The sequence below is a fragment of the Bifidobacterium callitrichidarum genome, from assembly GCF_003129905.1.
GTDB classification, from domain to species: domain Bacteria; phylum Actinomycetota; class Actinomycetes; order Actinomycetales; family Bifidobacteriaceae; genus Bifidobacterium; species Bifidobacterium callitrichidarum.
In genome coordinates this window covers 1-12,251 of sequence record NZ_QFFM01000043.1, presented here as the reverse complement: position 1 = coordinate 12,251, position 12,251 = coordinate 1, and the positions used below count along the sequence as shown (strand labels likewise).

The following is a 12,251-nucleotide window of genomic DNA, read 5'->3' as shown; positions in this document are numbered from 1 at the left end:
CTTGGGACGCACTGGCAATCATTGACTATAAAGAAGTAGTACAAACACGCTCTTGAGTTCTCAAACCACCACCACACCAACAGGCAGCCAACCAACCAAAGGAAGGAAACCCGCCGTGCCGAGCGGCAACAGGTGAATAACTTACACGCCACAAACCAAACACGCAAATCGGCATCACAAAAAGCGCCGAAAAACGTTGCAACGCCGGCGTTCTCTCGGCGTGTCGCACACGGCCCAAAATGGGGCTCAACCACGCCGTTACTGCTCAACATACGCCGCAGATACGTTCCACAACCCCGGATATCCAAAAATATGAGATGCGTTTACCGAAATATCTTCTTCGGCGGGGTTCTCCCTTGCCCCGCCGTTCACGCAACGCGGGTATACCTGTATCTATGACAAAGAAGATTGCTGTATTGACCGGCGCCGGCATCTCGACTTCCGCCGGCATTCCCGATTTCCGTGGCCCCGACGGCGTGTGGACCAAGCACCCTGATCAGATGAGCGTGTACGACATCGATCTGTTCCTGCGCAACAAGGAGGATCGCGAGTACTCCTGGCGCTGGCAGAAGGAGTCGCCGGTGTGGAACGCGCAGCCGGGCACCGCGCATAAGGCGCTGGTCAAGCTGGAGAAAGCCGGCATGCTCACGCTGCTGGCCACGCAGAATTTCGACGCGCTGCATGAGAAGGCCGGCAACAGCCCGGATCTCATCGTGAACCTGCACGGCACCATCGGCACCTCGCATTGCATGAAGTGCCATCAGAAGTACGATACGGCGGACATCATGGCCCGACTGGACGAGGAACCGGATCCGCACTGCCATCGCAAGCTCAAGTACCGTGGCGACATGCCGTGCAACGGCATCATCAAGACGGACGTGGTGTATTTCGGCGAGGCGTTGCCGGATGGTGCGATGGAGAAGTCGTACGACCGCGCCACCAAGGCCGACGAGCTGTGGGTGATCGGCTCCACACTGGAGGTGTTCCCGGCGGCGAGCATCGTGCCGGTGGCCGCGCAGGCCGGGGTGCCGATCACGATCATGAACATGGGCCGCACGCAGTACGACCGTCTGGCCACGCGACTGATTCACGAGGACATCGCCGTGGCGCTGCCGCAGTTGGTGGACGAGACGATCGCGGAGAACGCGGAATAGTCCCCGACGATCATATTGACCTATCTAACGTAGAACGGCTTCCCTCAACAGTATCGAAGGAAGCCGTTCTTGTATCACAGCAGATGCGCGAAACACCCAATCAGTAGATGCGCTTGGGCTGGAAGCCGGCCTGGCGCAGGGCCGCGAGGATGCGGTCGATATGGTCCGGACCGTTGGTCTCCACGGTGACGCCGAGGGAGACGGCGTTGGTGTAGTGGCCGGACGCCTTGAACTGGTCGTGGTCGAGGGCGATGACGTTGGCGCGCTGTTCGGCGAGCAGCGTGGCCACCTTGACGAGCTGGCCCGGCGTATCGGGCAGCTCCACCTCGAAGTTCATGATGCGGCCGCGGGCGATCATACCCTTCTGGATCACGGCGCCCATGGTCACGGTATCGATGTTGCCGCCGGACATGATCGGCACCACCACATGCGGGCCACCTGCCTGCGCGAACTTGCGGGAACGCAGGTTCAGGTGCTCCAGCGCCGCCAGGGACACGGCACCGGCCGCCTCCACCACGAGCTTGTGCTTCTCCAGCATGAGCAGGATCATCTCGTTGATGTCACGCTCGGAGACGGTGACCAGGTCGTCCAGGAATTCGTTGAGCAGTGCGAACGGCAGGTCGCCCGGGTGCTTGACGGCCACGCCTTCGGCGGAGGTGAGCACCTGATCGGCCGGGGACACATGACCGGAGGCCAGCGAATCCTTCCATGCCGGGGAGCCTTCCGGAATGGCGCCGATCACACGCACGTCCGGCTTGAAGGTCTTGATGGCCAGCGCCACGCCGGCACCAAGGCCGCCACCGCCGAGCGGGACCACCACATCGGTGACGTTCGGCACGTCTTCGAGAATCTCCAGGCCGATCGTGCCCTGGCCGCAGATGACCTCGTAGTCATCGAACGGCGGCACGTAGATCATGCCCTGGGTTTCGGCGAGTTCGGCGGCGTGGGCGGCGGCCTCGTCGAACACGTCACCGTAGAGCACCACGTCGGCGCCGTAGGCCTTGGTGGCGTCCACCTTGAGCGGCGGGGTGATCTGCGGCATACAGATGGTGGCCTTGGCGCCGCGTTCGCGGGCCGCGTAGGCCACGCCCTGCGCGTGGTTGCCGGCGGACGCGGTGACGATGCCGCGGGCCAGCTGTTCCTCGGAAAGGGATGCGATCTTGTTGTAGGCGCCGCGGATCTTGAACGAGCCGGTGACCTGGAGGTTCTCCGGCTTGAGCAAGATCTCATGGCCGGTCATGTCGCTCAGGGCGGGCGAGGGAATGATCTCCGTGTGACGGGCGGTGCCCTTGAGTCGTTCGGCGGCGAGCTTCAGTTCCGCTGCGTGGTCACGCTGCAGCGCTTTCAAAACATCCTTTTGTTCCATGGTGGATATTGTAAGACGGCGGGCCGTTTTCCACGGTCCGCCGTCTCGGGTTTGGGTTGCTTTGGGGCTATAGGGTGCAGCCGCCTATCACTTACAGCTGGACGACCACGGCCTCCCACGGGTCGAGCTCGCGGTTGGCCAGCGAGACCACGGCGTGGGATGCGTCGTAGGTGGAGATGACCACATCCGGTTCGGTGACGCCGCCGGCCACCAGTTCGGCGGATTCACGCGGCAGATCGACCGTGCGGCCGGACATGTTGACCACCACGAGCAGCTTCTCCGTACCCAGCGTGCGGGTGAAGGCGTAGACGTGCTCGTCGTCGGCGTCCAGCAGGTGCCAGTCGCCGGCCGCGATTAACGCGCGCTCGTGACGCAGGGCGATCAGCGACTTGTAGAACGAGTACACGGAATCCGGATCGTCGAACTCGCTGGCGGCGTTGATCTCCGCGTGGTTCGGGTTCACCGAGATCCACGGTTCAGTGGCGGCGTCCGGGGCGGTGAAGCCGGCGTAGGCCGAGGCGTCCCACTGCATCGGGGTGCGGGAGTTGTCGCGGCCGCGGGCGGCGATGCCGGCCATCATCGATTCGGCCGTCTGCACCTTGGCCTCCTCGACGCGCTGGCGGTAGGCGTTGAGGGATTCGAGGTCGCGGTACTGGTCGAGGCGGGTGAAGTGGGCGTTGGTCATGCCCAGTTCCTCGCCCTGGTAGACGTACGGGGTGCCGCGGTGCAGGTGCAGCATGAGGCCGAGGGCCTTGGCGGAGCGGACGCGGTTCTCCTCGTCGGAGTCGTCGCCCCAGCGGGAGACCACGCGCGGCTGGTCGTGGTTGCCGGTGAACAGGCTGGCCCAACCGGCGTTCGCCACGGCGGTCTGGTAGCCGGCCATGATGCGCTTGAAGCCCGGCAGGTCGAGCGGCAGCGGCTTCCACTTGACGCCTTCGCAGTCGAAGTCCACGTGCTCGAACAGGAAGAGCATGTCCAGCTCGCCGTTGACGGGGTTGGTGATGTGCTCGTTGCGCTCGGCGGTGATGCCGGGGGCCTCGCCCACGGTGAGGAATCCGTCGCGGCCCTCGAACACCTCGCGGCGCATCTCGGCCAGGAACTCGTCCTGACGCGGGCCGTCGGCGCAGAACGGGTTCGGGTTGGAGTAGCCCTCCTCGCCCACCGGCAGGTCCTCCAGTTCGGAGCCGGCCTCGCCGGGCAGCTTGCCGTTGGCGTCCGTGCGCTTGGAGATCAGGGTGATGACGTCCATGCGGAAGCCGTCGACGCCGCGATCGAGCCACCAGTTCATCATGTCGTAGACCGCGCGACGCACGGCCGGGTTCTCCCAGTTGAGGTCGGGCTGCTTCTTGGAGAACTGGTGCAGGTAGTACTCGCCGCGCTCCGGGCTGTATTCCCAGGCGGAGCCGCCGAAGTAGGAGCCCCACTGGTTCGGCTCGGCACCCGGCGTGCCGGGCTCGTGGCCTGGACGGGCCGGACGCCACCAGTACCAGTCGGCGTGCGGGTCGTTCTTGTCCTTGGAGGCCTTGAACCAATCGTGCTCGTCGGAGGTGTGGTTGACCACGAGGTCCATCACGATCTTCAGGCCGCGCTTGTGGGCCTCGGCCAGCAGCTCGTCCATGTCCTCCAGGGTGCCGAACAGCGGGTCGATGTCCTGGTAGTCGGAGATGTCGTAGCCGTTGTCGTCCTGCGGGGACTTGTAGACCGGGGAGAGCCACAGCACGTCCACTCCGAGGTCGGCCAGGTAGTCGAGGCGGGAGGTGATGCCCTTGAGATCGCCGAAGCCGTCGCCGTTGGTATCCTGGAAGGAGCGCGGGTAGATCTGGTAGACCACGGCGTTCGACCACCACGGGTTCGGGGTGGCGCCGTTGGTGCGGATGGAGTCGGGGATGATGGTGCGCTGCGTGGTGGTCATCGCGTGAACCTTTCTGGTGCGGATATCGTCTTTGATTACTGCTTGGTAGTTATTAAAACAGCCCGATGGTTTTATTCCCATCGGGCTGTTTGGCGGGCGTGGCGGAAAGTAATTACTTGACCGCGTCCTGCAATGAGGCTCCCCTCAGTCAGCTTCGCTGACAGCTCCCCTCAGGGAGGGGAGCCGAGGATGTGGGGCGAAGTTTTACTTGACCGCGTCCTGCAATTACGGACTCGCCTTCGGCGAGGCTCAGCATTACCTCGCGAGTACGCGGCCTGCCGGCCGCCCGAGCCGGGAAACTGAAATCCTTCGGATTTCCGTCGCAGCATAGCTGCTCCCCTCACCTACAGACAGCTCGCAGAGCTGTCTGTTTAACGGTTCGGCTGGACTGTTTCCTTAATCGGCTCGTCTCGCTCGGCGCTGTGAAGTGCTGCAGCGCTCAGCGCTGCGTCACTTCACAGCGCCCCTCATCACGCCACCCACGACCCACTTCTGGGCGAAGATGTAGACGACCAGGATCGGGGCCATGGCCATGAGGTAGCTGGAGAAGGCCATCGGGTAGTTGGTGGCGAACTGCGAGCTGAAGACGTACTGGGCCAGCGGGATGGTCTGGTTCGACTGGTCCGTGAGCACGATCAACGGCAGGAGGAAGTCGTTCCAGGCCCACAGGGCGGTCAGGATGGCGATGGTGGCGTTGATCGGGCTCATCAGCGGGAAGATGATGGTCCAGAAGATGCGCCAGGTGGACGCGCCGTCGATGCGGGCCGCCTCCTCAAGCGAGACCGGGATCGAGCGGATGAAGCCGGTGGCGATGAACAGGTTCGTACCCAGGCCGAGCACCGTGTACAGGATGATCAGACCCACCTGGTTGTCCAGGTGCAGGGAGCCCATCTGCTTGGCGATCGGCAGCATGACGACCGGGAACGGCACGAACATGGCGGCGATGAAGAAGTAGTACAGGAAGCGGAAGAAGCGCTTGTCCATGTTACGGGCCACCGCGTAGGCCACGAACGTGTTGGTCAGAAGGGTGAGCACCACGGCGGCCACCGTGATGATCGCCGAGTTGAGCGCGGCCTTGGGGTAGTTGACCTTGGCTGAGGCGTCGGCGAAGTTATGCCACTCCCACGAGGTCGGCAGGGCGAACGTGCCGGCTTCGGCCGGGGTCTTCAGGGCCGTGACGATGGTGAAGTACAGCGGCACCAGGATGGTCAGCGAGAGCACGGCCACGGCGGCGGTCAGCCACCAGTTGATGTTGTGGTCGCGACGGAACTTGGTAACGGAAGCACCGGTTGCAGTAGTCATGATTAAATCCTCTCCCCGTAGAAATCAGATCTGTTCCTGGCTGCGGGAGATGCGCAGCTGTACGAAGGCGATGATGGCCAGCACGATGAAGAAGAGCACGGCGTTCGCGGTCTGGTAGGCGTACTCGCCACCGGTCAGACCGCCCTTCCAGATGAGGTAGGTGACCGTCTCGGTGGCGGAGTTCGGGCCGCCGTCCGTCAAGGCCACGACCTGGTCGAAGGTGCCGAGCGCGTTCTTCATGGACAGCACGAGGTTGATGGTGAAGAACGGTCCGATCAGCGGGAAGGTGATCTTCCAGAACTTCTGCCAGGCGTTGACGCCGTCGATGGCGGCGGCCTCGTAGATCTCATCGTCGATGGTCTGCAGACCGGCCAGGTAGATGAGCACGGAGTAGGCCACGCCCTGCCACACGGCGAGGAAGACGATCGGGATCCAGCTCAGCTTCTCGTTGGTGAGCAGCGACGTGGACAGCCAGTCGATGCCGAGCGCCTTGCCAAGCTCGGGCAGCGGGTTCATGAAGATGTACTTGAACACGTAGCCGATGACCAGCACGGAGAGGGTGTAGGGCACGAAGAAGATGGCTCGGAAGCCGTTCTTGAAGGCGATCTTCGAGTTCAGCAGCACCGAGAGGAACAGCGCGATCACGTTGATGAGCACCGTGATGGCGATGGCGATGAGCAGCGTGAACAGGTAGGCGTGGCCCACGCGGTTGTCCTGGAAGAGGGCGATGTAGTTCTTGAAGCCGATGAACTTGTAGTCGCCGTAGCCCTGGGAGTTGGTGAAGGAGTACTTCACGCCGTCAAGGAACGGCAGGTAGAGGAAGAAAGCGAAGATGATGGCCGCCGGGACCACCATCCAGTAGTAGGCCGGATCCACCTTGCGCTTGGAGAAGGCGTCCACCTTCTTCTTGGTGGCTTTGCGGGTTGCGTTGGACATGATTACTCTCCTCTCCTACTCGTCACTCGAAGGTCCTGGCCTGGACCTTGTCCCATTCGGTCTGCATCTGGTTCAGGAACCGGTCGGTGTTGCCGGAGGTCACCATGGTCTGCAGGTAGCCGCCGATGTTGATGGACGAGGGGATGTAGTGGTCGCAGAAGTCGGCCAGGCGGTTCTCCTCGAAGAACGGACGCACGGTCTCCAGCGCGTCGTTGCCGAAGTACGTGTCCTTGAGCGGGGTGATGGCGGACTGGGCGTCGGCGTAGGAATCCAGCTGCTCCTTCTGCATCATGAACTCCACGAGCTTCATCGCCTCTTCCTTGTGCTTGGTGTTGGCGCCGATGGTGAGCATCACGTCGTCGCCGGCGGTGAGGATCTGCTCGTCAGCGTTGTCGGTGGCGGGCATCTGGGCGAAGCCGAGGTTGATGTCTTTGTTGATGAGCAGAATCTGCGGGATGGCGTAGGTGCCGAGCGGGATGATGGCGGCCTTGCCCTGGGCGAAGCTCTGCGTGCCCTGCTGGTAGGTGACGCCGGTGTCCTCGGTGGAGTAGGTGAAGAGCTCGGCCTCCTTCTCGACCGTGGTCTTCCACAGCTCCTGGAACGTGGTCTTGCCCTGCTTGAGTTCGGTGTACTTGGTTTCGGGAACCAGCGTGCCGGCCAGGGATGCGAGCGGGGCCTGCGTGGTCCAGGCGTCGGCCACGGAACCCTGCAGCGGGTTGATGCCGGCTTCCTTGAACTTGTTGAGCATGTCCGTGAACTCGGTCCAGGTGGTGGGCGGGTTGTCCGGGTCGAGGCCGACCTGCTCGAAGAGGTCCTTGTTGTAGATGTAGCCGGAGGCGTTGCCGGCGAACGGCAGGCCGTACAGGCGCTTCTTGGCCGGATCGGTGGTCTGCACGAGGTTCTTGGCGATCTTCACCATGCCGGGGTTGAGGGTGTCCACGATCGGCTCATCGGTGAAGTCGTAGAACACGCCGGAGGCGGCGAACATGCCGAAGCTGATGTCGCCGTTGAAGGTGATGACGTCCGGCACGCGGTTCTTGACGAAGCGGGTGCGCAGATCGGTCTGGGCGTTGGCGGAGTTGTTGATGTTGACCTTGATGGTCGGGTTCTGCTTTTCGAAGTCCTTGACGATGGCCTTGAACGTGTCCGCGGCCTCGGACTTGAACTGGAAGAAGTCGAGGGTGACGGTTCCGGCGGTGCTGGAACCGCATCCTGCCAGGCCGAAGCCGACGGCGATCGCGCAGGCCGCCGCGGCGATGCGCACGCCCAGACGCTTCAGTCTGGATGTTGAATTGGGGGAATCTGACAGCATATGTGACTCCTTTATCTTTACCTTCCAACCGCCGGCTCCTATGCCGTCGGCCTTCCACCCTTCAAAGGTACCGATTCGGCCATTTCATTCCCAGCGCCAGCGAGCCAGCTTGCGTGTGCAATTAAAAAAGCGGTATTTTGTGATTAACGCAATTAATTCTTCGCGAAGGGGCATGAGTTGGCTGAGTCCAATGCGATTCCGCAGTGGTTTTCCGGTTCCGAACATACGCATCGGGTGGCTGCGGCGGTGGCCCAGTACGGCCCGATCGCCCGCACCACACTGGCCCAGATGCTGGGGCTGAGCCAGGGGGCGCTCTCCCGCATCACCAGCGATCTGATCTACGCGGGGGTGATCGAGGAGCTGCCGGCCGCCTCAGGCGCCACCGGCAAGCTGCCCGAACGGTTCACGCCCAAGGAGAATTCCGATCGCAGGGGCCGTCCGCAGACCTCGCTGGTGCTGTGCTCGAACGCGCGCACGTTCGTGGGCGTCAAGGTGCATGGCACATCGATCGTCTCGGCGGCGGTGAACGCGCACGGCGAAGTGGTCTCGGACCGGCATGAGGTGCCCATCGGCGAGGACCAGTCGCCCGAATACGTGACCGGCGCGATCGCCCGGCTTACGGCGGCGTGCACGGACGATGTGGTTTCGGCGGGCCTCCCCTCCCCCACCGCGGTCGGCGTGGCCGTGGGAGGCCATGTGGTCAACGATTCGGTGGTGACGTTCGCGCCGTTCCTCCATTGGGACGGCGAGACCGATTTCGGCGCGATGGTGGGCAAGGCCACCGGACTGCCGTGCGGGGTGTTCAACGACATCGATTCGCTGCTGGTGGATGCCTCATGGTTCGGGCCCGGCGTCGGGCTGGACATGTTCGCCGTGGTGACCATCGGCATCGGCGTGGGCTATTCGCTGGCCGTGCACGGCGAGCCGGTGAGCTATCCGGACAAAAGCTACGGTCTGGTGGGCCATGTGCTGGTCGATCCGGAGGGGCCACGCTGCACCAGCGGGCACATCGGCTGCTCGCAATGCCTGACCGATGATTCGATCGCGGAGCAGTATTCCGCGATCGTGGGCCGTCCGGTGACATTCGAGGATTTCGCCCGCGACGCCCGCGCGCATGTGCCGCAGGCCTCGCAGCTGGTGCATCGCACGTGCTTCCGGCTGGGCGCGCTGGTGTCCATGGTGGCGAACATCGCGATGCCGGGCCATGTGATGATCGCCGGGGAATCAGCCTTCCTGGCCAAGCTGGGCACCGATTCACTGCGCGACGGCATCCGGCATTACCGCCACAGCCAGGCCGCGCCGGTGAAGTTCACGATCGTGAACCACGACTGGCAGCTGTGGGCCAAGGCCGCCGCCAGTCGCGTGATCGTGAAACATATCGGGTGATTGGCATTTCTTGGCTCCCCTTGACAGGGGAGCTGTCGAACGCAGTGAGACTGAGGGGTAGCTGAAGAGCAGACGTACACGTCTGCGGGCCAATGTATCGGCCATAGGCCGATTCCATATTTACGGCGATGCCGCGTGTTTGGTATCGGCTTATGAAAGCCGATACCGTTTTCCCGCAGGCTTTGCCTGCTCTTCAGCTACCCCTCAGTCCGCTTCGCGTCCAGCTCCCCTGTCAAGGGGAGCCAAGTATGGCTTATTCCGCCACGGCCTTGAACAGGACGGCCTGCTGGGGGTGGAGGGACGGCGGACGGATGCCGTAGCGCTGGAGGGCTTCGCCGGTCATCAGCACGCCTTCCTCATTCCACCAGCCGAGCGCGCTCTGACCATTGCCCAGACCGGTCAGGTCGAGGCTCGGGTCAAGCGGGCTGACGCGGTACGTACGCTCGGGGTCGAGGCCGGGCAGGCGCACGGGCGCGGCCGGGTAGGTCTGGCCGGTGGTGAGCTGGGTGAAGCGGTAGATGGCGGCGTCCTTGCTGGGCATCACCATGCCGTCGAGGCGGACGGCCGGATCGTTGGCATCGGCGTGCACGCAGGTGTCGATGGCGAACCAATCGCGGTGCTTCTTGAATTCGGCCACCCACACGGCCAGCTTGGCGAGCGCCTCGTCCGGCTCCTTGAGCAGGTTCCATTCGATGCCCATATGGCCGAAGAACGCCATGGCCATACGCAGTTCCTGGCTGGTGGCGCGCTGGGTGGAATGCGCCGGGCTGGCCCCCACATGCTCGCCGATCATGGCCGGCGGCACAAGCAGCGAGGTGTAGCGCTGGATGTCCGCGCGCTCAACCGGATCCACGCAGTCGGAGGCCCAGATGCGGTCGGCGACTTCGAGGATGCCGAGGTCCACGCGGCCGCCGCCGGAGGAGCAGCTTTCGATCTCCAGTCCCGGATGGCGGGTCTTGAGGCCCTTGAAGATCTCGTAGACGGCGAGGGTCTGCGCGTGCACTGCCGGACGGCCGGAGCGGCGGGAACCGGGCTCGGTGACGAGCTTGTTGTGATCCCACTTGATGTAGTCGATGCCGAGCTCGCCCACGAGGGCGTCCATGGCACCGAAGATGTAGTCGAACGCATCCCGGTTGGTCAGGTCGAGCACCTGCTGGCTGCGGCCCTGCATGGGCAGGCGGCCGGCCGTGGGCGAGAGGATCCACTCCGGGTGCGCGCGCACCACGTCGGAATCGAGGTTGACCATCTCCGGCTCGAACCATAGGCCGAACTGCATGCCCTTGGCGTGCACGTAGTCGGCGAGCGCCTTGAGGGACTTATCGCCGTCGGGCCAGACGTCCTGCGAGATCTGCCAGTCGCCGAGACCGGAGGTGTCGTCGCGACGGGAGCCGAACCAGCCGTCGTCCACCACGAAACGTTCCACGCCGGAAGCCGCGGCCTTGTCCGCCAGGGCCTTGAGCGTATCGAAGTCGTGGTCGAAGTACACGGCCTCCCAGGTGTTGAGGATCACCGGGCGGCCCTGCGAGAACAGGCGCGGGTGACGGGAGCGCACGTAGGCGTGGAAGCGGGCGGCGATTTCGTTGAGGCCTTCGCCGAACGAGCCGAACAGCCACGGGGTCTCGTAGGAGCTCTCGCCCTCGCCTTGGGCGGTGAGTGTCACCTCGCCGCCGAACAGGAGTTCGCCGCCGCCGATGATGCCCTGCGTGTACGGCAGTCGTTCCGCGGACAGCACGGAATTGCCGCTCCAGCCCACGTGGACGGACCATGCCTCGCCGTGCTCGAAACCGAAGCCGGGCACGCCGGCGGTGAGCAGCAGGCTGGCGTCGAAGTCCGGGCGGCCGGCGAGCTGCGGCTTTTCGAAACGGCCGACGGTCAGCGGCTGACGTTGCGGACTGCGTTCGCGCAGGTGATGGCCGGTGGTGGTGAGGATTTCGCCGGCCAGTTCCGGCACGGGGAAGCCGAGTTCGATCTTGCCGATTTCCAGCGGGGCCTGGTCGGCGCCGGCGAGGTTGGTGACCGTGGCCTTCTGTCGGGCCAGTCCGCCGGGCATAAGCTCAAGACGCCATTCGATGCCGACGCCGTTTTCCTGATCCTGTGCGGTGACGACGACTCCGGGCACGCGCACCGGGCCGGTGGTGCGGGCATGGCCGGTCACGTCCGTGTACTGCTCGGCGGTGACGGCGTCCAGCGATGCGTCCAGCACGCCTTCGGTCTCGATGCCGGTCACGGTGAACTTGGGGAACAGTTCGACGCCGTCGCGGCGCAGGACCACGCGCTGCTCGCCGATCCAGCTTTCGGACTGGGTGGGCAGCACGGACGGCCACGCGGTTTCGTCGAGCGCGCCGGAGACGCGCTGCGGCTTCAGGGCGTCGTACGCGGCGAGCAATGTCTGCGGATTGGCGAGCGGGCGGCCCCAGTGGACGATGTGCGGTAGGTCGTCGCCGGCGAAGACCAGGCCCAGAGCCACATTGGCGGTGGGCTGGGCGAGGTATACGGCGGTGAGTGCGGTGCCGTCCGAGGCTGCGCCGGTGAAGGTGAGGGTTTCATTCTCGGCCATGATGGCGGTGTCTCCTTTGACTTGATGGTTGCGGACGCTTTACTGCTGGTTCCGATGGTAGGAAAAACGGAATATGTTGACTCGGTGCAGCGTGTTGGCCGGGGGAAGTAAGTATTTGGCGATTATCTGGCTCCCTTCTTTGAGGGGAGCCGTCGCCAAAGGCGGCTGAGGGGAGTCTCACGGCACGACGAAGCACTCCCCTCAGTCAGCTCCGCTGACAGCTCCCCTCAGAGAGGGGAGCCAAAATAGTAGGCTCTGTTAAACCAAGATTGACATGGCCCTTATTCTCGGCTCCCCTTGTCAGGGGAGCTGTCGGCGAAGCCGAC

The 12,251-nt window shown here is 63.9% G+C and carries 8 protein-coding genes; 2 read left to right on the top strand and 6 right to left on the bottom strand.

The annotated features are described in order from the left end of the window. Positions 1-395: 395 nt before the first annotated feature. On the top strand, positions 396-1,154 hold the full coding sequence (locus DF196_RS12830; protein WP_109058195.1) for a Sir2 family NAD-dependent protein deacetylase: 759 nt from the start codon (positions 396-398) through the stop codon (positions 1,152-1,154). A gap of 100 nt (positions 1,155-1,254) precedes the next feature. Here DF196_RS12830 and ilvA read toward each other — a convergent pair whose 3' ends face one another. The 5 genes from ilvA to DF196_RS12805 form a co-directional block, all read right to left on the bottom strand. After that, positions 1,255-2,520 carry a threonine ammonia-lyase gene (gene ilvA / locus DF196_RS12825; RefSeq protein WP_109058194.1) on the bottom strand — a complete coding sequence of 422 codons (1,266 nt, stop codon included), beginning with the start codon at positions 2,518-2,520 and terminating at the stop codon, positions 1,255-1,257. Between the two features lie 91 nt (positions 2,521-2,611). After that, entirely contained in the window at positions 2,612-4,432 is a 1,821-nt protein-coding gene (locus DF196_RS12820) for a glycoside hydrolase family 13 protein (RefSeq protein WP_109058193.1), read from the bottom strand. Between the two features lie 450 nt (positions 4,433-4,882). Then, a complete protein-coding gene (locus DF196_RS12815; protein ID WP_109058192.1) occupies positions 4,883-5,734 on the bottom strand; it encodes a carbohydrate ABC transporter permease in 852 nt (283 codons plus the stop codon). Positions 5,735-5,758: 24 nt separating this feature from the next. Then, a complete protein-coding gene (locus DF196_RS12810) occupies positions 5,759-6,670 on the bottom strand; it encodes a carbohydrate ABC transporter permease (RefSeq protein WP_109058191.1) in 912 nt (303 codons plus the stop codon). A gap of 22 nt (positions 6,671-6,692) precedes the next feature. Next, positions 6,693-7,982, bottom strand: coding sequence for an ABC transporter substrate-binding protein (locus DF196_RS12805; RefSeq protein WP_109058190.1), 1,290 nt, complete (start codon positions 7,980-7,982; stop codon positions 6,693-6,695). 177 nt (positions 7,983-8,159) lie between these two features. Between DF196_RS12805 and DF196_RS12795 the strand changes: the two genes are divergently transcribed. After that, positions 8,160-9,368: an ROK family protein gene (locus DF196_RS12795; protein WP_109058189.1), complete on the top strand. Its 1,209-nt coding sequence runs from the start codon at positions 8,160-8,162 to the stop codon at positions 9,366-9,368. A gap of 253 nt (positions 9,369-9,621) precedes the next feature. Here DF196_RS12795 and DF196_RS12790 read toward each other — a convergent pair whose 3' ends face one another. Continuing rightward, positions 9,622-11,925, bottom strand: coding sequence for an alpha-galactosidase (locus DF196_RS12790; protein ID WP_109058188.1), 2,304 nt, complete (start codon positions 11,923-11,925; stop codon positions 9,622-9,624). Positions 11,926-12,251: the final 326 nt, after the last annotated feature.

Bases quoted from the DNA above. Each gene is read 5' to 3' on its own strand.
- ilvA (WP_109058194.1), bottom strand. From the start codon at position 2,520: ATGGAACAAAAGGATGTTTTGAAAGCGCTGCAGCGTGACCACGCAGCG.
- DF196_RS12815 (WP_109058192.1), bottom strand. From the start codon at position 5,734: ATGACTACTGCAACCGGTGCTTCCGTTACCAAGTTCCGTCGCGACCAC.
- DF196_RS12790 (WP_109058188.1), bottom strand. From the start codon at position 11,925: ATGGCCGAGAATGAAACCCTCACCTTCACCGGCGCAGCCTCGGACGGC.
- DF196_RS12805 (WP_109058190.1), bottom strand. From the start codon at position 7,982: ATGCTGTCAGATTCCCCCAATTCAACATCCAGACTGAAGCGTCTGGGC.
- DF196_RS12810 (WP_109058191.1), bottom strand. From the start codon at position 6,670: ATGTCCAACGCAACCCGCAAAGCCACCAAGAAGAAGGTGGACGCCTTC.
- DF196_RS12830 (WP_109058195.1), top strand. From the start codon at position 396: ATGACAAAGAAGATTGCTGTATTGACCGGCGCCGGCATCTCGACTTCC.
- DF196_RS12820 (WP_109058193.1), bottom strand. From the start codon at position 4,432: ATGACCACCACGCAGCGCACCATCATCCCCGACTCCATCCGCACCAAC.